Consider the following 23,832-nt stretch of genomic DNA (forward strand, 5'->3'; position numbering starts at 1 on the left):
AATCTACACCTCCTTTGTATGAATGATACATTCATATGTTCCATTTTCAACCTGTTCTTTGATCTTTAAATACTCTTCTTCTGAAACAGGTACAAAACGGATATAATCTCCAGCTTCAAAAAGAATTGGATTCTCTCGTTCTGGATCATAGGTTTTTACTGGTGTCAGACCAAGTAACTGCCATCCTCCTGGTGAATCAAGCGGATAAATTCCTGTCTGAGAGCCACCGATCCCAACACTTCCTGCCGGAATTCTGATTCTTGGGTTCGCCAGTCTTGGTGTATGAATTCTTTCATCAAGTCCTCCAAGATATGAAAATCCTGGCAAAAATCCAAGCATGTAGATCAAGTAGTCTTTGGAAGAATGAATCTTTATAACCTCTTCTTCCGTTAAACCAGCATTTTTTGCGATATTTTCAATATCTGGTCCGTATTCTCCTCCATAACATACTGGGATTTCAAAAATTCTGGATGTCGATGTCTCTTCATTGACATCCAGTTTTAGTAACTTCTGTAGACGTTTTGTTAATGTTTTGTAATTTACCACCCTCGGGTCATAATTGATCAAGAGACTGGTAAATGCCGGGATCATATCCTGCACACCTTCGATACGCTGCGCTTTTAAAAGATGTACAAAGGCTGTGATCCTTGCATTGATCTCTGGGGAAATTTCCTGTCCAAATTCAATGAGTAAGGCAGAATCTCCCGCAGTACTAATCTTTACTTCTTCCATGTTTTTTCACATAACTCCTTTCGGTCAGTCTGTGCTTCTATGTTTTAAACTTATCTGTTTATCCAGACAATTTTGCTTATGCAAATAATGCACTTAAGCTGCTTAATGATGTAATTCCAAGATATCCTGAAACAACAACTACCACGATTCCAAGAACCAGTAATAATACTGGATGATGATAATCTTCTCCCATAACAGATTTCTTCTGAGATGCGATCAGGCAAACTCCTAATGTGATCGGTAAGATCAATCCATTTAATGCTCCTGCAAGTACTAATAATACCGCTGGCTGTCCAGCAAGTGCCATACATACAGTACTGATCGCGATAAATCCTACAATAAACCATTTCTCATTCTTCTCAATCGTTTTGCTGAATGTCTTAAGGAAAGACACAGATGTATAAGCACATCCAACGATGGATGTGATCGCTGCGCATAAGATCACAAGTCCAAAGAATCTATAACCGATCTGTCCTGCTCCCTGTAAAAATGCATCCGCTGTTGGGTTCGCTGCATCTAATGTATGAGCTGGTGAAGTTGCTGTTGCTACAACCACTCCTAAAACTGCAAGGAATAAGAAGATACGTACGATCGTTGCAATTCCCATTCCCATAACAGAACTCTTATTGATCTCTTTTAAGTTCTCTTTTCCAGTGATTCCTGAATCAATCAGACGATGTGCACCTGCAAATGTAATATATCCACCGACTGTTCCTCCAAGTAATGTAAGGATCGCTGGGAAAATATCTCCCATAGATGCTGTTGGCATGATTGTTTCTTTTGCTGCCATACCAACTGGCGGCTGTACGATCAGGATCACAATAAAGATGACAAGGATCATGATCCCACCAAGGATCTTTGTAAGGTTATCCATAGCATTTAATGCATTCTTTGATAAAAATACGATGATCGCAATTGCTCCCGCAATAAAATATCCAACAGTAGTAGGAATTCCAAGAAGTGTATTAAAACCTAAAGCACCTCCACCAACGTTACCGATATTAAATACAAGACCACCTGCTACAACTAAAAATGCGATCACATATCCAAGTCCAGGAAGTACCTTATTCGCCACATCCTGTCCACGCATTCCAGATACGCACAGAACTCTCCATACATTTAACTGCACGATCGCTGCTAAGATCACGGAGATTAAAATTACAAATCCAAAGCTTCCATGCAGACTATCTGTAAATTTACCAGTTTGTGTCAGAAATCCAGGTCCAATTGCCGAAGTTGCCATAAGAAATGCCGCACCGATCAAAGCGCTTGCACTTTTTTTGTTATTCTCTTTCTTCATAGTAAATAATTTCCTTTCCTTTTCGTAATAATTAATAATTATAACAAAATTTCTGACGATACGCAACTTTAAAGCGTTGATTTGAATGACGGAAATTATTGGTGGAATATTATAACTTTCTGTCTATCACTACAAAAATTGAAAACAAATAACGTTCAACATACACAACTACTTAAATTATCAATCTTGTAATTGTCCACACTCTAGACTTCTGGTATATGATAAAAAATAAATAAGCAACCGAAAGCACAGCATTGGAATTTTGCCATATTTTGAACAAATTCGCAGCCCAATTGGACGAGTGTCTGAGCTTCAAAGACTTTTGTCTGAAACAAAACTTCAGAGCGAGTTCTCGTAGGAAATTGGGCGGATCAGCGATTTGTTCAAAATGTGAGCAAAATTCCACCGTTGTGCTTTCGGTTGCTTATTTATTTTTTATCATATACTCAAAATCTACAGTTAGCCAACTACAACTTAAAATTTATTCCTTGACCATTAGCTTTTTTAATTCCCGTCGTTTTTCAATCTCTAATTTTGAGAAGATCCTTGCCACAAGATTTTTCACGTACCCATAAGAATAATGCATAGACTCTGCAATTTCCTTGTTTTCCATTCCTTCTGCGATCGCTATTGCGATCTTCCATTCTGTTGGTGTTAACTGGCTTTTGATCTGCTTGGCATAATCTGATAATTCCATGGATTTTTTGTGCTGTCTCTGCTGATATCGTTCCAAATGCCGTTCAACCCTGGCAAGTAAGATTTCTTTTGCAAATGGCTTTACGATATAATCAACTGCCCCTGCTTTCAAGCCCCTTACTTCATAATCCATTTCTGAAAATCCAGTCAAAAATATGATTGGAATCAGTTCACATCCTGAGATTTTTTTGATTTCTTCTAATGTTTCGTATCCATCCATCTGTGGCATATCAATGTCTAATAAGATCAAATCTGGAATGATATTTTTATTTAACAGATTTAATGCCTGTATTCCACTCTTTGCGACACTGACATTATATTGGTCAGATAAAATCTCTTCTGCTGTCTTTAGAAGCATAAGATCATCATCTATGATCAAAATATGATTCTCTCTCATTCCATTCCCTCCCATCGTTTCATAAGGATTTCTGCTTCATCAAAATCGAGCTGATCGATCCGTATTTCCATCTCTTTCAAGATATTTCTTTCTTCCTCGGATATCTTGCCTTTTCGATAATACTGAATCTGTTCTTTCGCTTCTTTCGCCTGATATCTGGTGATAAATATTTTTAATTTTTCTTTGATTTCTTCTTTACTTTGCTTGTCTTTTTCTTCCTCTTTTTTCTTATCAAACAGAACATTTTTCGTCTGTTCAATAAATTCCCGTGATGCCTTAAATACTCGTCCCCACTCCAATTTAAGCAGATTATATGCAGACATGATGTATTCCATATCCTTTTGTTTCCCTCTATCTTCCATTTCTTTTGCGATCTCATACAAATGAATCGCACCTATCGCTTTTGCATTGCTCTTTAAGGTGTGCATCATCCTTGTGATCTCATCGACTTTTACTTCCTTTTGTGTCATCAACTGCTGCATCTGTCTCATATATTCTTCCTGGTACTCCGTAAAGAATTCCATCAGTTTACGATACTGCATAAAGTCTCCATCCAGAAGTCTAAGCCCCTCTTCAATCTTTATATCATTTTCTTTTAGCTGCCCCTTCAGCTGCTTAAATTCTTCATCTTTGATCTTTTGTTCTTCTTTCAGATCCTCACGAATAAATACAAGATCATCTCTCAAATATTTCATCAGCAGGTCTTCTAATTTGCTCCACATCACCGGCTTTGAAAGATACGCACAAAATCCTTCTCTTAAAAATGTCTGTTCAATTCCTTTCGTCACATCAGCAGTTAAAGCGATCACTGGAATATGAAATTGTACATCTTTCTTTAATTCCCTGATCGTATCGATCCCATCCATCTGCGGCATCATATAATCAAGTAATATCAGATCATATATATTTTGCCTGACTTTGTGGACACATTCCTCTCCGCTGGCTGCTGTATCCACAAACACAGCTGTACGCTTCAGAAGTGATCTTGTCACCATGAGATTTTCCGGATTATCATCTACAATTAAAATCTTTGCCTGCGGTGCAACAAATGATCTTCTCTTTCGTTCATCCGTTTCCTTCCATTCAACATTTGAAATCTTCCCATCAGATACCTTCTTCATTGGAAGCTGCACAAAAAAACTGCTTCCTTTGCCGTATACACTTTCTACCCAGATCATACCGTCCATCTGTTCTGCCAGCTGTTTTGCGATCGCAAGTCCTAATCCGGTTCCTTTGATCTTCTTATTTTTCTTAGAGTCTACTCTCATAAATGCATCAAACAAAACGGGCAAATTTTCTTCTTTGATTCCGATTCCTGTGTCTTTTACCTCGAAAATAAGCTTCGTTTCTTCTTCATTTTTACTGACTTTAATATCAATCTGACCTTCTTTAGTGTATTTTACTGCATTATTGATCAGGTTCAAAAGAATCTGTTTGATATGTATCACATCACCGATCAGATACGCTGGCAAGGTCTTATCAAATATCAGATTCATTTTTAATGACTTTTGTTCCGCCTGTTTCTCTGCGATCAACATCACTTCATCAAGCAGCTGCCTGAGTTCATATTTTCCTTCTTCAATCTCCATTTTTCCGGATTCGATCCTTGAAATATCCAAAATATTATTGATCAATGAGATCAGATAACCTCCAGAACGTTCAATGCTTTTTGCATATTGACGGATTTCTTTGGTTTCACTTTCTCTAAGAATCATCTCGTTCATTCCAAGCATTACATTGATCGGAGTCCGGATCTCATGACTCATATTAGCAAGAAATGCACTCTTTGCCTTGTTCGCTGACTGTGCTTCGATCCTTGCTTCTTCTAAGATCTCTTGTTGTTTGTTGTACATCCGAAAATGCAGATACATCACTGCTGCCACCGAAATACTAGATGCACAAAATCCTATCAACAGATCCATCACAACTTCTTTTTCAGAGGAGAACCATACAACCATCTGCGGATTTTGATAAGCGATCATGATCGTTGCTATATATACGACCATTTCCGTAAATGCTGTAAAAAACATTGCCTTTCCTTCCAACATAAAGACTGTAAATAAGATTCCAAAAATATAAAAAGAAACCATCCCTCCTTTGTAACCGCCGGATTTAAAAAATAAATATGGGAACATCACAAGAAAGATCGTAATGATCGTAACAACATAACAAAACTGATATCTGCCACTTTTGTATGCATAAAACAACAACACGAAAGACAACACTGCAATCCCAAAATTCAATCCTAGAATCACACTATCCTGATTATTCGCATATGATGAAATCCCATTGATCAGACTGATCATTCCACCAACTAATGCAAGCACATTAAATAATCTTACCCGAAATGGAAGAGATAACCGAAACAGTGAATGTTCTCCCTGCAATATCTGACGAAACCATTTTTCCACGAACTTTCCTCCCCTTTCATGATCTTGCTTCTAGTTTATCACGCTCTTTCTTATCTCCCTAGTTACTATCAGTCATCTCTTTTGGAATGCTGTTCTAAGAAATGCAATACCGCATCATAAACTTTCTCTACATCATCTTCATTTAAGATCTCATGTCTCCGATTTAAAAATAACATTCCACGTACCTGATTATACCCTCGCTTTTTTAAAGTTGTCATTGCCTGTGCATACTGTTTCTTTGAACCAATGCATGGATCATCTGCTCCTGCGATAAACAAGATCGGAAGTGACGGATGTTTTACCTGCCATCCTTTTTTGTTGTAAGTTGCATCCATTAGTAAAAACAGATTTAAAAATCCATTATTACTAAATACGAATCCATCCAATGGATTTTCATCATAAGCTTTTACATTTTCTTTGTTATAACTGATCCAGCCATTTTCGGATTCATCTTCTCCTAATGCCTTTCCATATAAGCCAAGTGCCATCTTCTGGAAGAACTTTCCTTTTTTGTGTGCTCCCATTTTACAAGCAGTTTTTGCAAGAAATCCTGCTGCCTTTGCTGCTTTATTTTCACTTGGACTTCCACATACGATCAGAGAGTCCAGCTCATCATCATATTTTTTCAGATAACAACGAACCACCAAGGATCCCATACTATGTCCGAACAAATGATATGGAAGTTCTCCTCCATATCGTTCTTTCATCCATGTTGTTACCTGATGAGCATCTTCTATGATCGCTTTTCCACTGTCATCATAAAAATATCCAAGGTCTACCGCATCTTTGACACTCTTACCATGACCTCTGTGATCATGGATCACACTGATATAGCCATTGTTACACAACATTTGCATAAAAGGCTCATAGCGTTCTTTATGTTCTGCCATACCGTGGCAGATCTGTACGATTCCCTTTGGAGATTGTTCTGGTTCCATAAGCAGTACATGTAGCTTTAATCCATCTTGTTTTGATGTCAGGTATACTGTTTTTTTCATTTCAAGTACCTCCGTTCCTATTCTTATTTTTAGTTTAACACAAAATTATGATTATATGGTAAACTAAACTTAATAACTATTAACTCTTTCATGGAGGGATTCATTATGAAAATTAGAATAAAAAAAGTGACTGCTTTGCTTCTTTCCTGTATGCTGTTTTTTTCGATCAGCGGCTGTCAGAAGAAACGTACTGCGAAAGAAGTTTTGAAATCAAGTCTTAAACAAAGTTCCAAATTAAAAGATGCTGATTTCAGTGGAGAAGCTTCTTATAAGATCGCAAATAGTGAGGCTTCTTCATCCTCAAACGTTACGATCAAGATGAATTTTGACACAAAACTACAGACTGTTGATAAAGATCAGTTAAAAATGTCTATGACTTCTACCTTAAACATGCTTGGGCAGACTATGGATATGAATATGTATTATTCTGATGGTTATTATTACATGAACACCAATGGAACAAAGCAGAAAATAAAAATGGATATCGCAGGTCTTCAAAAACAGATTCAGTCAACCACAGGTCAGACTTCTTTGCCTGCAAAATATTACAAAGATCTGAAACTTAGTGAAAAGGATGGAAATACCATTCTTAAATACAGTATCAATAATGATGGATTGAATCAATACGTCAAAGATGTTACCTCCCAGATGACAACTGTAACTGGTGGAAGTAATTCTATTAAGGTTTCTTCTTTGACCGGTACAAAAACATTGAATGACAAAGATCTTCCTGTGAAAGAATCCATCCAGATGGTTATGGAAAGCGGTGACAATGAGACAGGTTCGATCACTTTAAAAATGAACCTGACTTATCATAATCCTGGAAAATCTGTGACTGTGACCTTACCTGACGATCTGAATACTTATCAGGAAATTTCAAATTAATAAATTTTATTGCATAGGAAATTCCGATAAAATCCTAAAACAAACGACGTAAGCATCTTATTCTTTTGAATATAATACTTACGTCGTTGTTATTTATGATCTTATTTTATAATCTTTTTTCCTTATGAAATAGTGTCTTAGAGTCACGTCTTTTCATCGAAACTCCAAAATCAACATGTGACTATCGGTTACTATTTCTCAAACAATCTTTTTCATAAAATAAAACCAGAGATAATAAGGTATTTTTATGTGAAGGAGGTCTTATATATGAAAAAGAATCTGAAAAACTTATGGGGTAAGAGGATATTTTCTTCTTTTCTCTCCATATCATTTTTATTAAGCGGGATTTCCCCTGCATTTAATGTATCGGCAGCTTCTCCTGCATCTGTTCCTGATACTTTAACTTTAAAAGAATCTGCTGGAGTATGTAGTGGAAACTCTGTCGCATTTAATGTAAGATCGAATGCGTTCAACTCCAGTAAGCTGAAATTTTATCAGGATATGCTTAGTGGCAGTCATACAAAGACAAATGCTTCCACCAAATCTGGTGCACCAAATGCAACTTCGGCAGAAGACTGGTTTGACATCGCTTATATACTTCACCGAAATCGTCAATCGCAGTCTGGTACCAGCAATTACAGCTCAAGAATGGAAGCTATGCGTTATTCTACGATCGCTGAATATAATAACACTGGTAAAATATCCAATAATGAATATAAGGGCGGTTATGTATGGCATATTCATCGCAACGGCTTTAATTATAGTAATTCACTTAGTAATGCAAATACAGATATCCGTAAAAAATTATATGAATATTATCTGGCTCAGCATACAAGCAGCAGCAATAAAAAAGGCTGGGATTGGAGTGATAAAAGTGCAACTCACAGCTTCAAGTCTCTTGAAAATAATACAACGCAGGATGTCTTTTGGTCTATTTTGAGCCTGAACAGATCTGAAGGTGATAACAGGCGACGCGGACATGGAAGTGCCTTGATCGCTGTCTTTTATGATTTCAAGGTAAGCCCTGTTCTTCAGGAAGACACTGGAACTACTTATATCCGTACAAGAAGTGATGGTTCTGATAAAAACGAATCTTTTGTTTCTAGTTTTACGAATGATACTCCTCAGAGTGCCAATGCTGAATATACCGGAAGTACAGAAAATACAGTATCCCATACAAGTAATATCAGCGGAAGTTCTTCTTACACAATGGGACATTCCGTAACTGTCGGAACAAATGTAAACTTTGGAGCCTTTGCAAGTGGTTCTGTGGATTACACATTTGATTATTCCAATACCGTAGAAAAAGGCTGGTCCAAAGAAGATTCTGTCAGCAAAACAGAGAAAAAAGAAGACAAATCATCCATTTCCCTTCCTGCTTACAGTGCGATCAAAATGAAGAGAACCACTTCTGACAGCGAAGAAGTGACAACTTACAACTGTCCTGTGATCCTTACTTATAAAGTGATGTTATTAGAACATGTTCTCAATGCAAGCAATGATGAAGCTGATGCTGCAACCGCAACTTTAGGTACTTTTGGAAGCAGCAGTATCAGTGCCAGGGAAGATTTAAAAACTTATCTTACCGATAACTTAAATATCAAAGATACAAACCGTGGAGTTACATGGAGCAGTTTTGCCTCAAATGCTGATACAAAACAGGCATTTCATTATGCTTTATCAAATACTGCCCAGTATATTCCTATGTCATCCGCAGGTGCTACTTACAGTGTTAATTTAAAGACGATCAACATTACTTATGACGGTCTGATCTCTACACGCGCATTATCACGGATTGAGACTGCTGATAATACAAATCATAAAAACTTACCCGCAGGTACCTCTATGAATGTTTCTGATATCAAACTAAAAGGAATCAATGCTGCTGGTACTGATTATATCGGATTTAACCAGAATCGGGGTCATTGGATCTTAACCGATGCCACTGGTCATGAAGATACTTCTGGAAAAATTGCAACACTCACAACAGACCGTACTGGAAAAGTGAGTTTAAATGCAACAGCACCTGGAACGATTTACCTTGAATATGTGATTGACGAAAACTGCTATGCAACAGCTTCAAAACCAGATATTTTTATGACAAATGATAAGCTTGCTTCCACCGCTGTCATCAAGATTCATGTTGAAAAATGTGAATCTCATCACTATAAAAATATACGAACCGAAGCTACACCAACTCAGGATGGAAGTATCATAAAACGATGCAGTATTTGTAATGACAGCCAGCTTATACAGACAATTGCAAAGCCTGCTGTTTATACAATTACCAAAAACACCTACAATGGAAAAGTTCTAAAACCATCTGTCACGATCACAGATCGCAATGGCAAAAAGCTTTCTCCTTCTTCTTATGAGATCATTTATAAGAAAACTGGAAAAAATGTTGGTACCTATCAGGCTCAGATTAATTTCCGTGGTGACTATACGGGAAGTAAAATGATTTCTTATCAGATTCTTCCTAAAAACTGCAGCTTAAAATCTGTAAAAGCTAAGAAAAAATCATTCACTGTCCGTTGGAAAAAGCTTTCCACCAAAATGCCAACAAAACGAATCTCTGGTTATCAGGTTCAGTACAGTGAAAAACCTAATTTTTCTAAGAGTAAGATCAAGAAAGTTTCTGGATACAAAAAAACAAGTGTAACAATAAAAAAACTAAAATCCAAGAAAAAATATTATGTAAGAATCCGCACAATATTGAAATCTGATGGTAAAACTTATTATTCTAACTGGTCTGGTTCTAAAGGTGTAAAAGCTAAATAATTGTAATAAAAAAGACTGTAAAATAAGTCTAACTAAAAACTTATTTTACAGTCTTTTTTTATTAATACTTTTGACACCCTCATCTTAATATAAATATTATTTACATAATGCCAGCACTGCCTTCGCTGCCTCTTCATCTGTGATCAGTGTATTAATATACCCGCCTCTCACAGCTCCAAGAATCGCCTCTGCTTTCATCTCAAGTCCTGCAACGCAGATCACATTTTCTGTATTCTTGATATCCTCAATACCAAGACCGATCATCTTATTAACAAACGGTGTTATGACTTCATTTCCTTCCATATCGTAAAAATGTCCTCCGATATGTCCAATCGCACCTTTCTTCTCAAGATTATATAAATCTCTGGTACTTAAATAAGATTTCCAACTCTTATATACGATAGAACCAACACTGGTTAGAATGATATCTGCATTCCTTGCAAGCTCTAAACATCCTTTAATATTCGGCTCTTGTTCAAGACTGTCCCTGACTTCTTCCGAATTCACAAAAAGCGGAGCATAAATGTAGTGATACGTTCCACCATATGCATAGGCAAGTTCTTTCGAAAGATCCAAGGAATCTCTCTCTGGAGTCCTTACATTGGCTGCTCCCATGATCGGTACGACTGTAATCGGGATATTCTTACTTGTCTTGACCGCTTTGACAGTATGATACATCGTATTCCCCCATGAAATTCCAAGAATCATATTATCATTTAACAGATTATCTAGATAGTATGCTGCAACTTCACCCAATTTCTGAAGGACCATCGTATTATTTCATTCTTGAAATCTTAGAACGTGAGGTAAAAAAACGTTCCGCAATCTGATTCTGAGTCATTTCCGCATTATAATAGAGGTTTGCAACACTGGCAAACATGTTGCGCTTTTCGTTATCGCTAAGTGAATCATATTCCTTCATTGTTTTCCACCTCCCATTCATTATCCAAAGCACTTTTTATTATACCGCATCGCTATATATCAGTCCAGTACACAATCTGTTAATTATCATTCTCAGATTTCCTGCAGTTGTAGTTATTTTTCCACTTTATACAATGCGATTTCATCAATTTCTCTGTTTGCAGATAAGATATAATCTTCACCATCATTCGTATAATGAAGTACATTTACTGGTCCGACATCACTATCTAAAAGGTCTGCTGTAAATGTTAATTTTTCAGGATCTGTACATCGGAAGAATAACAGATTTCTCTCCCCTTTTCTGTGTCCAATTAAAACACCCTGAGTTCCTGCGATCTCTCCACCCCAGATTCCATGAACGAATTCAGCATCTTTTTCATATCTAATTCACCATCATTGTCAAAGTCTGCAAATGCCATATCACTGCTTGCTTCATCTAAGATCTGTTTGATTTCCCATGTTCCTTCTTCTGATTCTGGTGGTATACATTCAAAAACACCTTCATTTGCTGCAACATAAGATCTTAAAACTCCATCAACTTCTGCTTTGCAGTATCCATGGTTCTTTAACAAACCTTCTTTTAATACTTCAAACTTTAATGGATGTTCTTCATCAATACTACTTAAATCTTCTGGAAGAACGCATACCTGAATCTTTCCTGAGGCTTCTCCAGTCTTCTTTGTATTCATGTCCTGATTTTAAAGTACATGCAATCACATAGTTTACTCCATTTCTTGAAATAATATCAAAACGATGCACAAATGGAAGCTCTGCTAGTGTTCTTACCTTCCATTCTCCGTCTTCCGGGTAAGCTAAGATGATCTTTGCTTCTTTAGAATCATTTGGAGAGTAGAATTTATGTGTCGCTAAAAACTGTCCGTCGGAACCAGGGACCTGAACCATTGACATGGTTCCTCCCGGTCCTTCCCAGATTACTTCTTCCTGATTTCCTTCAAGATCATATAAACGGCACTGGTTTACTTTTTCTGCTGCTACGAGCATATGTTTCTTTCCTTCTAATGCACAAGTCCGCCCATCTTAAATGATTCGATCAAAAGTTCTAATGTCTTTGGATCGCACTGACGGTATTTGAAATAATATAGCAGCATTTCTGTATATTCTACTAATTTTTCCGCATAAGCCTCCTGTACAAAATGTTTCGTTCCACACATCAGACATTCATTGATAAGCAGATATGCAGCAAAACGTTCATTGATAAAAATATCTCTCTCTTCTTCGGAATAATCCCGAAACTGAATTGGTTTTCTCCGAACGATCCAGGAAATCGTGTATGCAAACAGCTTTTCTGTGCGGATCCTCTCAATACTATGAAATTCCTTTAACCGCATCACATCCATAAAATAATCAAGGATCACCTGCATTAAAATTCTTTCATTGCAGTAAGATGTCTCAGAAAATCCTGCCATTTCAATAAATTCCATCGCTGTCTTCTGCAGTTCCTCAAACCGTTCACGGAATTTATCGACACCGACCTCATCAATCAGCTCTCTGTAATTTTCCATCTCAAATAAATTGTGTTCTATCATTCTTGCCCCTTTATCATCTTTAACAATTGTAATTCATCCAGTTGCTGTTTATGATTCACGATCAGATTACTTACATCCGATTCTAAATGATATCTTGCCTTCGAAAAATATTCTGCCTGTGCAGCTCCACTAAATCCTGCGGAAGAATTCGGCAGTTTATCAATCTTATGTTCTCCAGCAATGATCTCCTCTACTAATCGTTCGATCCGTTGTCTTTCTTCTGCGAATCCGTCGTCATATCTCTCCATCTGGTTTATCCCTTTCTTAAGATCATCCGATTCATATAACTTTGAGCATCGATCACTCCGTCATTGGCTCTTGGAATCTGTTCTTGTTCTCTCTTATGCGGTTCTTTCGACATTCTCTGCAAGTCACTGTAGCTGTCTTGTGCAAAATATTTCTCAATGTCAAGCCAGCCTGCTTCTCCAAACTGAAAACATGTCGAAATGATCTCATCCACAGAATTCAACAATTCTGCCACAACACTTGTATACCGCTTTAGAAAATGATTATTCTCACGATATGGGTACTTTACATAATGGTCAAATTCTGCGTATACTTCTTCAGCGATCGTTCGTACCTGTACTTCAAAATAATAATTCCCATATTTAAAAATATAATGCTGTGAACGATATCCCTTATCTGTATATTCTTTATGAATCGTATAATTAAAAATGTCACGATCCCCATAACGGATATAAGCCCTTGGCATCTCCGCCATATGCATATCATATCTGGAATCTTCATCAACTTTCAGCAAAAAATCATGTACCGTACGCCATTCTTCTTTTGATAAGATCAAAATTCGGATACCCATAAGATCACGCACGATCCTCAGATAATTCCGTTCATTAATATTTTTATATTTCTGACGTTTTTCAACTCCAACTTTCCGTATGATCTTCTCAATCAAATGCTCTGGATCCTTACATCGGTTATGAATTGAATGTACATGAAAATCTATTACTTTTGATATCTCATCCTGTAAACGATCTGCAATCTTTTTCATCTCTGGTAAACGTCTCGTATAATCCTCATAAATCTTCTCAAGCGTATCCCAGGAAAGTCCAGAATCCTCAAATGCTTCCTGTACTTTGTATGTGTTAAAAAATTTCTCCTGATCCAGCATGAGGAATCACCTCTTTTCACTTTTATATTTATTTCTCTACAATCTTATATTTCTCTAATAATTTGACACGTTCCATCCCAATCTGTGCACTGCTTTTTTCTCCTGTATTGATCGCATCTGTGTTACGATGAGTTAAGTATTTAAATATCCTGTGTAAATACGCCACTGGCAGTAAAAACGGATAGTTCCTTGAATATGGATAGTTCGTCTTGATATATTCCTTCTCTGGAAATAAAGAAGCCAGGATCCCGGAAGCTGCATTGACTGATTCATTCTCTGCTGCATTCAACGTAATATTTGCACTATGTACACGATTCATATCATTTTGTCCAAAAATACCACCATCTAACATATCATCCAATAATGCTGTGCAGTCAATTTCTACATCAGACGGTTTTGAAAGTCCTAGCTCCTCCCAAGTAAATCCAAGATAGCAGACTCCAATATCCAATACATTCATAGCAAAAGAATCCATATGATATTCTTTCATGATATTCCTGATCTCATGAAAGTCTAACTGATCGTGGTATTTCTTCGCAAAGTATAATAGATCACATGCCTGTCTGACTCCAAATCCACTATGAAGAAAATGTTTCAGACTGTGGCATACAAGATATAAAAAATGCTGTTTTGGATTCAGCGTCAATACTTTACTCCCTTGAATATCTGTTTCCATACAAGTATCAAACGCATCTTCAAATAATTGATTAAAATGCCCATACGCTCCGGATTCCTGAGGAAACAGATCCATATGCAGTTCAAAATATAATCCATTCCTTGGATTCTGATATGGAACTTCCTGATAAACTTTATCCTTGATCAGTTCTTCTCTCATAAATCCCTCTGCCTGCAAAAATTCATCCATCTTCCCAAACTGATCTCTTGGGATATAAAGATCTTCATCATTGGATGTTCGAAGATCTGGATTCGGATATAGATCTCTGCAAACAATTCCTTTCACGATTAATGGGGTCAATCCATTCTGGCGCATTTTATCAAACAACATCAAAAACAGAATACTTTTTCTTGCCTGATTTCCTGCCTGATCGATCGTATCTCCCTTCCAGAACTGCTGAAACCCTGGATCACTATTTTGAAATGATTCATTTGAAAAAATCTGCTGATAGATCATCGGTGCCAGTTGCTGTTTCTGACTAATATCATAGATTTTCTCCCAGTCTTGTGTAGAAAGTCCCTCTATCATATCACAGGAAGTCTGCGTCATAGCACTTCTTAATATATCTATAAATACATTGGTTAAGTTCATCTTCACATGCTCCTTTATTCTAAAATATCCAAAAGCAGATTCTCTAAAGTATCTACTGCCGCTTCTTCCATGTTACATCCATACTCAAACACCGGGATCTGAGCCGCGAAATCTTCTGTAAGATTCCATATTTTCTCCACGAACTGCGGATTCCATCCATTCACTGTGATCTGACTGATCATTGCCTTGATCGCATCAAAATAACGAAGTCTCCTTCCATCATTCTCCTCTGCTTGTCCAAGAAAAATGACTGCTTTCACAGGATAAGCTTCATTATAACAGATCTCTGAAGAACCACAGATCGGCCATCCAAGAGACATCCATCTGCCATTCTCTTTTTTTAATAAAGTTCTATCACCATTGATAACTCTTGCCTTCCGATACTTCGTCCACAATCCTGCCTGCGTTGACTTACCAATTCCACTTGGTCCGCTAAATAAGATCACTCCTGATTTCACTTTGAGTACAGAACAATGCAATACCATCGCATCCTTTGCCAACATTCTTTTTTCCATCGCAAAAAGAGATACAAAGACTGTATCAACATTTATCATATGCACAAATTCCCGTTTTAAGTACAATTTTACCTGATCTTGTGAAATTTCTTCATATTGTCCGTAGGATTCTTCCATTCCCATAAAATTCATCCGGCGGTATTCCAAATTGTCTTTCTTATATACTTTCAGATCAATTCTTTGTGATACACATTCCCCATCCAACTCTGGTAATTTATCCACAACCTCAAGGAAATATTCCACTTGTACTTCTTCATCGGTATCAATCACAAATTTTTTAAAATTCTCTGGAATTTCTAACGATTCTTCCATATGAATTCCAAAAATAAAATCTGCAATCTGATATTTCTTCATACTCTCACCCTCTTCGTTCTAACGTTTTTCAAGTCGGATCACTACAATCTCTGGAATATTGTGAAATCTTGGTAGTTTTTCCTTATCACTTCCAAGTCCTCTTGTAATAATCATATGATTCACTGTCTTAAAATGATGGATTCCATCCGTATATTCAGGAAACCATCCCTGATCTCCTCCGTAAAGACCTCCTTTACCTGGAATTCTTACCTGTCCACCATGTACATGCCCACTGACTACCAGATCGATCTTCCATGTATCTGCTGCCTGCCCAAAAACAAAACTATCTGGTCTGTGAGACAACATGATCTTAAATGCATCTGTGTTCTCATAATCCATCAAAAAATCTCTTACTTTGGACGGAATACTTTTCTTAACCATATTTCCAGCCCCATCTACTGCAAATGCATACTCATAAAGGCCTCCGATCCGGATCTTGTTGCTTCTTACCTTTATATCCTCATATTCTTTCTCTACAACCTTCGCACCTGCTTTCTGTAACTTCTGATATAGATTCTTATCCCTGCGCTGTCTATACGCAATCTCATGATTCCCCAATGCGTAATATACTGGTGCTGTTTTTTTCAATGCACTTATAAGTTCTACTGCTGTCTGTGCATTCTTCCCATCTTCATTCAACATATCTCCATCCATCAAGATAAGATCTGGATCTTGTTTTTGAATTTTATCCACTAAGCGCTTATTCTTGCTTCCAAACTGACTATTATGAAGATCCGATATTAATACGATCTTGGTCGTTTCCTTGATCTTATCAGACTTAATCTTGTAATCCGTAACAGTCAGACATTTATAAGATATGATAATTTCTACCGCTATCAATATAGCAAAAATGGCAAATATCATTGCTACGATCCTTACTGATTTCTTCAATCTTCTCTCACCACTTTCAAAAAATGTGCTATTTATATTATAACATTGTCCAGTCTCTGCTCACAAGTCTATAGATAAATTTCTCACACAAATCCACTGCCTTTCTGTTGTTCAAAAAACTTTCTTAAGTTTTTATGATGAAATATAGTATCCATTGAATTTATATAAAAAGGTGTTAAAATATGTGTTTAGTGAGATTATTTGATTTTCATGTCATTATTTTAGTTTAAAGAAGGGGTTATATATGTCACAATCACAATATTATGTTACACATTATTTTAATGCACAAAATGCCGGCAGCTTCATGGCTGTTTCTTTGATCGGCCTGATTGTTGTCCTTGCCATCGTTTTACTTACCGCAAAGCTTCAAAAACATTATAAGATCAATATTGAAAATCCAACAGAAGCTGAACTTGCACAAATTGAACAAACACATAAAACAAAAGTTATCAGCTGGATCGAAAGCTTTTATGAAATGGTATTTTCAAGCACCTCCGTACTGATCTTCCTTTCTCTTTATTATGTTCTCGACGAAAGGATCCCTCAGGCGACTTATTTCTGGAATAAATATCAAGATATTTTGTTGATGGTATTTTTAGTATGTTCTGTATTTTTAACATTCTGGTTCGACCGGATCTTTGTTCATCTGAAAACGATCTCATCCGAACAAAAAGCCTCCGTACGACTGATCTCTGCCTTTTATATCATTCTGATCTTGTTGTACATAAAATTTATTTATAACGATTCAAATTATGATTCTTTGATCTTTTATTTTGTAATGCTAGCGATCGGTCGTTTTGTCTATTTTGATTCAACGCTTGATTACATCAAGAAATCTTTGAAAAGTGTAGTGAAATACCTGCCTTTGCTGATTTTAATGGGCGCTTATTCTGGATTTATCTGTTGGTATGGATTTTCCTCTGATTTCTTATTAAAGTCAAATGGCGTGATCGTTAGTACACTGTTGGCACATTTGTTTATGGATGTAGCGATATTTGTATTGGATAAGATACGCGTTGTGCAATTCATAGGGAAATTTTAAGTTGTATGAGTTGAAGGTCGTCGAGTATTTAGAGAAAAAATGAAAGATAGCCTGTGAGCAACACGAATTCCATTGACGGAGTTTTGACAGAACGCTTATCCGCTGGATCTCCTGCGATAACTCGCGTTGAAAGTTACTGAAACCAGTAGTCTTTGACGCTCAAACAATCGCCCGATCCAGCTGCGATTCTATCAAAACTCCTATGAAATTCGATCATTGCTCACAGGCTATCTTTCATTTTTTTTCTAAATACCTGAAGACTTTCAATCATAAAATCAAGAAAATTCAAGCAACTGTATATTGAACAATGTTGGTTATGAATTATGATTTTAACTGATAGAAGTTCCAAGGCTGTCTATTAACGAATACAAAATTATTAACCAATATCGTTTAACATACACACTATGTAGTGATTTGAATCACGTAAATTATTTGAATATTATAAAAAGAGATCATGTATCTGCAACCGTACGGACACGTCTGCACTTAGCGAGTGGATAGTCGTTAGACCATTCAGGAGCTTAGTACAGTTACGTGGAAGTCCGAACGCGAGTGGGTTGCAGACACATGATCTCTTTTTATAATATTCCACCAATAATTTCCGTCATTCAATCACAATTTATCTTTCATCAATTGGTGTATATTCTCTATGTGGTGCCACAGCTTTATAAGCCGGACGAATAATACGATTACCATTCATCAACTCTTCCATTCGATGTGCTGACCATCCTACGATACGTGCGATTGCAAATAATGGTGTATATAGCTGATGTGGTAATCCTAACATGCTGTAGATAAATCCACTGTAGAAGTCAATGTTTGCGCTGACTCCTTTGTAGATCTTTCTCTTCTCACCAATGACTTGTTTGGCAAGACGTTCTACCGTTGCATACAATTGATATTCTTCTTCTTTTCCTTTTTCTTCAGAAAGCTGTTTTACGAAGCGTGAAAGAATCTTGGAACGTGGATCTGATAATGAATATACTGCATGTCCCATACCATAGATCAATCCTGCTTTGTCGAATGCTTCTTTATTCAGCAGTTTTAATAAATATTCACGAATTTCTTCTTCATTGGACCAGTCTTTGACATTGGCTTTTAAATCATCGAACATCTGTACAACTTTAATGTTTGCTCCACCATGTTTTGGACCTTTCAATGAGCAAAGGGCTGCTGCGATCGCTGAATATGTATCTGTTCCTGAAGATGATACAACGTGTGTTGTGAACGTAGAGTTGTTACCTCCACCATGCTCTGCATGAAGCACTAACGCCATATCTAGTAATTTTGCTTCCAGTTTTGTATATTTGCTGTCTGGTCTTAACAGATGAAGGATATTCTCTGCTGTAGAAAGTTCTGGATCTGGAAGATGAATGAATAAACTTTCTCCTCTCTCATAATGATTGTATGCCTGATATGCATATACAGAAAGTACAGGGAATAATGCGATCAGCTGAATGCACTGACGCAGTACATTTGGCAGTGAAATATCACTTGCATTGTCATCATATGAAAATAATGTTAAGACGCTTCGTGCTAATGTATTCATCATGTCACGGCTTGGTGCTTTCATGATGATATCTCTTACAAAGTTTGTAGGAAGCTGTCTGTATTCTCCAAGCATTCCTTCAAACTGTTTTAACTGGTCCTTTTTAGGGAGTTCTCCAAACAACAGTAAGTATGCTGTTTCTTCAAATCCAAAACGATCTTCTTCGATAAATCCCTTTACGATATCCTCGATATCAATTCCGCGGTAATATAATTTACCTTCACACGGCACGATTTCACGGTCGATCATTGTATAAGCATTGATCATGGAAATGTCAGTTAATCCTGCAAGGACACCTTCACCATTACGTTTACGAAGACCTCTTTTTACATCATATTTTGCAAACAACTCTTCATCAATCTTCTTATTACATTTCTTAGCCAGTTCTCTGATCTCAGGGGTTACCTCTGAAAACTTATTCGGCATATCTTTAACCATCGTTTTTTCTCCCTTCTAGCAATTGCTATCATTTCTAGTTTACATCATGGTATTTTCCAAGGAATTCTCTTGTTCTTTCATTATCAGAACTGAATACCTCATCTGGAGATGCATCTTCAATGATGACTCCTTTATCCATAAAAATGATCCTGTCTGAAATTTCTTTTGCAAAAGCCATCTCGTGTGTGACGATCACCATCGTGATATTTAGATCTGTCAGTGATTTGATGACTTTTAATACTTCTCCAGTAAGCTCTGGATCAAGTGCAGAAGTCGGTTCATCAAAGAACAAGATCTTTGGTTCCAAGGCTAATGCTCTTGCGATCGATACTCGCTGTGACTGTCCACCAGATAATTCACATGGATAAGCATCTGCCTTTGTCTCAAGACCTAATTTCTTTAACAGCTCCCTTGCCTTCTCTTCTGCCTGTTTCTTAGGTACTCCTGCAACACATACAGGGGCTTCCATTACATTTCTTAGAACACTATAGTGTGGAAACAGGTTAAAGTTCTGAAATACAAATCCTGTTTCCATTAAAATTTCTTTCAAAATATCTTTGCCTGCGTAGACTGGTGCTCCATTCTTTGTCTCAACCAGTGTCTTTCCATCGATCGTGATCGTTCCGGATGTGATCGTCTCTAACTGATTCATACAACGCAGTAATGTTGATTTTCCTGATCCCGATGATCCAATGATCGAAATGATCTCGCCGTCATTGATGTTGAAGGAAATGTCTTTCAATACGGTAAGATCTCCGAATTTCTTCTCTAAGTTTTTAACGGATAAAATACTCATCTTCTTTCCTCCCTAACGATAATAGTTCATTCTTTTCTCAATGACTGAGAATACTTTTGATACAATGGCATTCATGATCAAGTAGAAAATACCTGCTACAACAAGATAGATCATTCCACGGCTTCGTGCCATCTGGTTTGTTGCCACAACGTAAATCTCCATAACACCAATAACATGAGCTAAGGATGTATCCTTAACCAATGTCATACACTCACTTCCAAGGGATGGTGTGATGATCTTTACAACCTGAGGTAAAATGATCTTAAAGAATGTCTGTGATCTGTTAAATCCTAATACTTTCGCTGCTTCATACTGACCTTTTGGAATTGCCTGAATACCACTTCGATAAATCTCTGCAAAATATGCTGCGTAATTTAAAGAAAAACCGATAATTGCCGCTGTCATACGATCAAGGCTTAATCCTGCGATATAATATAGTCCAAAATAGAATCCATATAACTGCAGGATCAGTGGTGTCCCTCTCATGATCAATAGGAAAAATCGAATTGGCATCTGAATGATCAGAAGCTTTGACATTCTTCCTTTAGCAATTATCATACCAAGAATCAGTCCAAAAATCAAAGTCAGAAAGAATAAGATCAATGTAGATTGCAGACCATTTTCAATTAATAACTTTACGATTTCTGGAAAACTTTGTGTTCCATCCATAATTTTCTACTCCTATATTACTTATTTTTATCTATATTTATAAGGGACGGGTTATTCCTTTATAATATCTTTATAAGCGGAAAAAGGGCTTTAGCACGTAAGCCCTTTCTTCCTTAAAATTTATTTCTTTAATTATTTGATTGTTGTGATGTCTTCATCAAACCATTTTTCGCTTATCTTCTTTAATGTACCATCTTTTGCCATTGCTTTTAACTGTTTTACAACTTCGTTGCAAAGTGCTTTGTCATCTTTTCTGAATCCAATGACATATTTTTCTTTTGCTACACTGTCTTCTAATACTTTATATTTACCAGCATCTTTCTTTGTGTAGTATTTTGCAACAACTTCATCCATAACAGCCGCATCTAATCCGTGTCCTAAATCATTTAAAATCTGAACATTGTCTGCTAACAGTTTGATCTTTGAATTCTTTAATTCTTTTACACTATCTGCTGCATCAGCTGCTGTAGATCCTGACTGAATTCCAACTTCTGTATCTTTTGTAATGTCTTTTAAAGATTTGATCTTACTGTTTGCTGGTACAATCAGTACCTGATGGTTATCCATGTAAGATTCTGAACATAACATTTCTTTTGCTCTGGCTTTGCTGTATGTAACACCATTCCATAAACAGTCAACTTTCTCTGTATTAAGTTCCTGTTCTTTGGAATTCCAGTTGATTGGCTGTAATTTTAATTTGATTCCCATTCTCTTTGTTACTTCTTTTGCAAGATCGATATCAAATCCTACAATATTATCTTTCTTATCTGTAAATCCCATTGGTGGAAAGGATGAATCAAGTCCAAGAACTAATTCTTTCTTAGACTGTACATCTTTCAATGAGTTATCTGCCTTCTTCTTTTCTTCTTTCTTACCGCATCCTACGAGCATAGATGCTGCAAGTGCGACTGTTAATAACCCGACTAAAAACTTTTTCATAACTTTATCGCTCCTTTATACATTTTATTCAATCAGCACGCTACCATGCTAAAGTATTTGCTTTATAATAGCAAAGTTCTCTTGCTTTGTCAAACCTTATCCTCTGTTTTTTGTTACATTTCTATTACATATTTATTGAGTTTCCATGAATCTTGTGCTATTCTAGAAGAGTATAAAAGGAGGAGTATCAATGTATTATAAAAAAATACTTGCTGCAGCATTAACTGTTTCATGTATCGGTGGTATCGTACCTGCAAACTCTGTACAGGCAGCAAGTCTTAAGATCCGCTACAGCGGCAAAACACGTTACTATAAAGGAAAACAATTACATGTCAGCTATGCAAATAAGAACCTGTCTTCTAAATATGTTGGCATTCAGATCAATAAAGTCAATATGATCCCTTATTATGACTATCTTGTAAAGCAGGGTCCGAAAGTCAAACGTACTTACTCTAAGAGCAGTGGAAAACTGATCCTTAAGAATGGCGATGACACACTGACAGCTTATGTAGGAAAACGTACATACTACTTAAATGGGGTAAAGAAAACCTTCAGCGTTGCCCCTACAAAGGTAAAATATTATAAGACAAAGAAGACTATCATCTTAATTCCTGCTAATGCGATCGTCAAAGGACTGGGATTAAATTATAAGTATAGTTCTTCTTCAAAAAGGATCTATATCACACAGCCTGTCATTCCTTCAGATTCAACAACACAGGTCCAAACACAACCAAGTGGTTCTGTGCAGTATACAAATTACAATAAGAGTTTATCAGCTTATGTAACTGCAGAGAAAAAACAACATCCAACTTACGGTGGCAAGAGCATCAGTACATCAACTTACACAAGCTATATCGATCCATCAAAGGATACAACAAATAATTTTCAGTTCTTAACACTGGATACATACCGTGAAGTTGATCCAACTGCATATAACAACTTATTAAATAGTAAATTAAAATCAAACAGTGTCTTAAGAAATAAAGGAAATGTCTTGATCGCTGCTGCAAAACAGTATAATATCGATCCTGTATATTTACTATGCCAGACAATTCTTGAAACTGGATATGGTACAAGCACCTTATCTCAGGGAAAAGCGATCACAACCGTTGTTTCTGGAAGTTCTGTTGTAAGAGATAGTTCTGGAAATGTCACAGGATTTAAGACTGTCAATGGAAAATATAAAACATCCACAATCTCTAAGAAGACCGTGTATAATCTCTACGGAATCAAAGCCTATGATAGTGATCCTCAGCTTTGCGGATTCAGCTATGCATATTATCAAGGCTGGACAAGTGTCGATGCGGCAATTTATGGTGCCGCTAAGTATGTAAGCCAAGACTATATCCATAATCAGACTTATCATCAAAATACACTTTATAAATTCCGTTACAACCCAAATATCAATTATCTATGGCACGAATACGCAACAGATCCATCCTATGCAAAACAGATTGCTACGATCATGTATAGTCAGTTCCGTAGTGTTTATAGATCAGATGTGTCATTTACATATGATAAACCACACTTCAATTAGATTTTTAATTGTATGAGTTGAAGGTCATCGAGTATTTA

23 protein-coding genes are annotated in these 23,832 nt (G+C 36.7%); 4 read left to right on the top strand and 19 right to left on the bottom strand.

Annotated features, from left to right (window positions below):
* Nucleotides 1-3: 3 nt before the first annotated feature.
* The 5 genes from pxpB to QUE18_RS10370 form a co-directional block, all read right to left on the bottom strand.
* The gene (gene pxpB, locus QUE18_RS10350; protein WP_009204325.1) at nt 4-732 is read right to left on the bottom strand and encodes a 5-oxoprolinase subunit PxpB; all 729 of its coding nucleotides are present in this window, start codon (nt 730-732) and stop codon (nt 4-6) included.
* A gap of 76 nt (nt 733-808) precedes the next feature.
* Nucleotides 809-2,032 (bottom strand): NRAMP family divalent metal transporter, encoded by a 1,224-nt coding sequence (locus QUE18_RS10355; RefSeq protein WP_008392665.1) that lies wholly within the window; start codon nt 2,030-2,032, stop codon nt 809-811.
* A gap of 481 nt (nt 2,033-2,513) precedes the next feature.
* Nucleotides 2,514-3,125: a response regulator gene (locus QUE18_RS10360; RefSeq protein WP_015530845.1), complete on the bottom strand. Its 612-nt coding sequence runs from the start codon at nt 3,123-3,125 to the stop codon at nt 2,514-2,516.
* Nucleotides 3,122-5,536, bottom strand: a complete 2,415-nt coding sequence (locus QUE18_RS10365) for an ATP-binding protein (RefSeq protein WP_009203570.1) — start codon at nt 5,534-5,536, stop codon at nt 3,122-3,124. Before QUE18_RS10365 ends, QUE18_RS10360 begins: the two co-directional genes overlap by 4 nt.
* Nucleotides 5,537-5,604: 68 nt before the next feature.
* Nucleotides 5,605-6,534 carry an alpha/beta hydrolase gene (locus QUE18_RS10370; protein WP_009203569.1) on the bottom strand — a complete coding sequence of 310 codons (930 nt, stop codon included), beginning with the start codon at nt 6,532-6,534 and terminating at the stop codon, nt 5,605-5,607.
* A 105-nt stretch (nt 6,535-6,639) separates the two neighbouring features.
* On the opposite strand from QUE18_RS10370, the gene QUE18_RS10375 reads away from it, so the two are divergent.
* Both QUE18_RS10375 and QUE18_RS10380 read left to right on the top strand, forming a co-directional pair.
* A complete protein-coding gene (locus tag QUE18_RS10375; RefSeq protein WP_242852715.1) occupies nt 6,640-7,419 on the top strand; it encodes a DUF6612 family protein in 780 nt (259 codons plus the stop codon).
* A 267-nt stretch (nt 7,420-7,686) separates the two neighbouring features.
* Nucleotides 7,687-10,200, top strand: a complete 2,514-nt coding sequence (locus QUE18_RS10380) for a fibronectin type III domain-containing protein (protein WP_009203567.1) — start codon at nt 7,687-7,689, stop codon at nt 10,198-10,200.
* A 96-nt stretch (nt 10,201-10,296) separates the two neighbouring features.
* Here the strand turns inward: QUE18_RS10380 and QUE18_RS10385 are convergent, their stop codons facing one another.
* The 10 genes from QUE18_RS10385 to QUE18_RS10430 form a co-directional block, all read right to left on the bottom strand.
* The gene (locus QUE18_RS10385) at nt 10,297-10,971 is read right to left on the bottom strand and encodes a sugar-binding transcriptional regulator (protein ID WP_009203566.1); all 675 of its coding nucleotides are present in this window, start codon (nt 10,969-10,971) and stop codon (nt 10,297-10,299) included.
* A 4-nt stretch (nt 10,972-10,975) separates the two neighbouring features.
* Complete coding sequence (locus tag QUE18_RS10390; protein WP_242852714.1) at nt 10,976-11,122, bottom strand: hypothetical protein; 147 nt, start codon at nt 11,120-11,122, stop codon at nt 10,976-10,978.
* Nucleotides 11,123-11,432: 310 nt separating this feature from the next.
* A complete protein-coding gene (locus QUE18_RS10395; RefSeq protein ID WP_242852713.1) occupies nt 11,433-11,810 on the bottom strand; it encodes a hypothetical protein in 378 nt (125 codons plus the stop codon).
* Entirely contained in the window at nt 11,740-12,123 is a 384-nt protein-coding gene (locus QUE18_RS10400; RefSeq protein WP_009203563.1) for a hypothetical protein, read from the bottom strand. Before QUE18_RS10400 ends, QUE18_RS10395 begins: the two co-directional genes overlap by 71 nt.
* Nucleotides 12,124-12,137: 14 nt before the next feature.
* Entirely contained in the window at nt 12,138-12,668 is a 531-nt protein-coding gene (locus tag QUE18_RS10405) for a hypothetical protein (protein WP_009203562.1), read from the bottom strand.
* Entirely contained in the window at nt 12,665-12,916 is a 252-nt protein-coding gene (locus tag QUE18_RS10410; RefSeq protein WP_008392647.1) for a hypothetical protein, read from the bottom strand. Before QUE18_RS10410 ends, QUE18_RS10405 begins: the two co-directional genes overlap by 4 nt.
* Nucleotides 12,917-12,921: 5 nt before the next feature.
* Entirely contained in the window at nt 12,922-13,797 is an 876-nt protein-coding gene (locus QUE18_RS10415) for a RelA/SpoT domain-containing protein (RefSeq protein WP_008392645.1), read from the bottom strand.
* 28 nt (nt 13,798-13,825) lie between these two features.
* On the bottom strand, nt 13,826-15,064 hold the full coding sequence (locus QUE18_RS10420; RefSeq protein WP_009203561.1) for a nucleotidyltransferase domain-containing protein: 1,239 nt from the start codon (nt 15,062-15,064) through the stop codon (nt 13,826-13,828).
* Nucleotides 15,065-15,078: 14 nt separating this feature from the next.
* Entirely contained in the window at nt 15,079-15,933 is an 855-nt protein-coding gene (locus tag QUE18_RS10425; protein WP_009203560.1) for a hypothetical protein, read from the bottom strand.
* An 18-nt stretch (nt 15,934-15,951) separates the two neighbouring features.
* Complete coding sequence (locus tag QUE18_RS10430) at nt 15,952-16,824, bottom strand: metallophosphoesterase (RefSeq protein ID WP_242852712.1); 873 nt, start codon at nt 16,822-16,824, stop codon at nt 15,952-15,954.
* A 244-nt stretch (nt 16,825-17,068) separates the two neighbouring features.
* Between QUE18_RS10430 and QUE18_RS10435 the strand changes: the two genes are divergently transcribed.
* Complete coding sequence (locus QUE18_RS10435; protein ID WP_009203558.1) at nt 17,069-17,866, top strand: hypothetical protein; 798 nt, start codon at nt 17,069-17,071, stop codon at nt 17,864-17,866.
* Between the two features lie 619 nt (nt 17,867-18,485).
* On the opposite strand, the gene QUE18_RS10440 is transcribed toward QUE18_RS10435, so the two are convergent.
* The 4 genes from QUE18_RS10440 to QUE18_RS10455 form a co-directional block, all read right to left on the bottom strand.
* Entirely contained in the window at nt 18,486-19,853 is a 1,368-nt protein-coding gene (locus QUE18_RS10440) for a citrate/2-methylcitrate synthase (protein ID WP_009203557.1), read from the bottom strand.
* Nucleotides 19,854-19,887: 34 nt separating this feature from the next.
* The gene (locus tag QUE18_RS10445; RefSeq protein ID WP_009203556.1) at nt 19,888-20,649 is read right to left on the bottom strand and encodes an amino acid ABC transporter ATP-binding protein; all 762 of its coding nucleotides are present in this window, start codon (nt 20,647-20,649) and stop codon (nt 19,888-19,890) included.
* Between the two features lie 12 nt (nt 20,650-20,661).
* Complete coding sequence (locus QUE18_RS10450) at nt 20,662-21,318, bottom strand: amino acid ABC transporter permease (RefSeq protein WP_009203555.1); 657 nt, start codon at nt 21,316-21,318, stop codon at nt 20,662-20,664.
* 132 nt (nt 21,319-21,450) lie between these two features.
* The gene (locus tag QUE18_RS10455; protein ID WP_009203554.1) at nt 21,451-22,257 is read right to left on the bottom strand and encodes an amino acid ABC transporter substrate-binding protein; all 807 of its coding nucleotides are present in this window, start codon (nt 22,255-22,257) and stop codon (nt 21,451-21,453) included.
* Nucleotides 22,258-22,447: 190 nt separating this feature from the next.
* On the opposite strand from QUE18_RS10455, the gene QUE18_RS10460 reads away from it, so the two are divergent.
* Nucleotides 22,448-23,794, top strand: a complete 1,347-nt coding sequence (locus QUE18_RS10460; RefSeq protein ID WP_009203553.1) for an N-acetylglucosaminidase — start codon at nt 22,448-22,450, stop codon at nt 23,792-23,794.
* Nucleotides 23,795-23,832 lie beyond the last annotated feature (38 nt).

Origin of the sequence: Anaerostipes hadrus ATCC 29173 = JCM 17467 (genome assembly GCF_030296915.1) — a bacterium.
GTDB classification, from domain to species: domain Bacteria; phylum Bacillota; class Clostridia; order Lachnospirales; family Lachnospiraceae; genus Anaerostipes; species Anaerostipes hadrus.

Excerpts from the sequence above, each read along its gene's own strand:
- QUE18_RS10445 (WP_009203556.1), bottom strand. The coding sequence starts at position 20,649 with ATGAGTATTTTATCCGTTAAAAACTTAGAGAAGAAATTCGGAGATCTT.
- QUE18_RS10385 (WP_009203566.1), bottom strand. The coding sequence starts at position 10,971 with ATGGTCCTTCAGAAATTGGGTGAAGTTGCAGCATACTATCTAGATAAT.
- QUE18_RS10380 (WP_009203567.1), top strand. The coding sequence starts at position 7,687 with ATGAAAAAGAATCTGAAAAACTTATGGGGTAAGAGGATATTTTCTTCT.
- QUE18_RS10360 (WP_015530845.1), bottom strand. The coding sequence starts at position 3,125 with ATGAGAGAGAATCATATTTTGATCATAGATGATGATCTTATGCTTCTA.
- QUE18_RS10425 (WP_009203560.1), bottom strand. The coding sequence starts at position 15,933 with ATGAAGAAATATCAGATTGCAGATTTTATTTTTGGAATTCATATGGAA.
- QUE18_RS10405 (WP_009203562.1), bottom strand. The coding sequence starts at position 12,668 with ATGATAGAACACAATTTATTTGAGATGGAAAATTACAGAGAGCTGATT.
- QUE18_RS10415 (WP_008392645.1), bottom strand. The coding sequence starts at position 13,797 with ATGCTGGATCAGGAGAAATTTTTTAACACATACAAAGTACAGGAAGCA.
- QUE18_RS10400 (WP_009203563.1), bottom strand. The coding sequence starts at position 12,123 with ATGCTCGTAGCAGCAGAAAAAGTAAACCAGTGCCGTTTATATGATCTT.
- QUE18_RS10410 (WP_008392647.1), bottom strand. The coding sequence starts at position 12,916 with ATGGAGAGATATGACGACGGATTCGCAGAAGAAAGACAACGGATCGAA.
- QUE18_RS10435 (WP_009203558.1), top strand. The coding sequence starts at position 17,069 with ATGTCACAATCACAATATTATGTTACACATTATTTTAATGCACAAAAT.
- QUE18_RS10455 (WP_009203554.1), bottom strand. The coding sequence starts at position 22,257 with ATGAAAAAGTTTTTAGTCGGGTTATTAACAGTCGCACTTGCAGCATCT.
- QUE18_RS10355 (WP_008392665.1), bottom strand. The coding sequence starts at position 2,032 with ATGAAGAAAGAGAATAACAAAAAAAGTGCAAGCGCTTTGATCGGTGCG.
- QUE18_RS10460 (WP_009203553.1), top strand. The coding sequence starts at position 22,448 with ATGTATTATAAAAAAATACTTGCTGCAGCATTAACTGTTTCATGTATC.
- QUE18_RS10395 (WP_242852713.1), bottom strand. The coding sequence starts at position 11,810 with ATGAATACAAAGAAGACTGGAGAAGCCTCAGGAAAGATTCAGGTATGC.
- QUE18_RS10440 (WP_009203557.1), bottom strand. The coding sequence starts at position 19,853 with ATGGTTAAAGATATGCCGAATAAGTTTTCAGAGGTAACCCCTGAGATC.
- QUE18_RS10370 (WP_009203569.1), bottom strand. The coding sequence starts at position 6,534 with ATGAAAAAAACAGTATACCTGACATCAAAACAAGATGGATTAAAGCTA.
- QUE18_RS10450 (WP_009203555.1), bottom strand. The coding sequence starts at position 21,318 with ATGGATGGAACACAAAGTTTTCCAGAAATCGTAAAGTTATTAATTGAA.
- QUE18_RS10375 (WP_242852715.1), top strand. The coding sequence starts at position 6,640 with ATGAAAATTAGAATAAAAAAAGTGACTGCTTTGCTTCTTTCCTGTATG.
- QUE18_RS10390 (WP_242852714.1), bottom strand. The coding sequence starts at position 11,122 with ATGAAGGAATATGATTCACTTAGCGATAACGAAAAGCGCAACATGTTT.
- QUE18_RS10420 (WP_009203561.1), bottom strand. The coding sequence starts at position 15,064 with ATGAACTTAACCAATGTATTTATAGATATATTAAGAAGTGCTATGACG.
- pxpB (WP_009204325.1), bottom strand. The coding sequence starts at position 732 with ATGGAAGAAGTAAAGATTAGTACTGCGGGAGATTCTGCCTTACTCATT.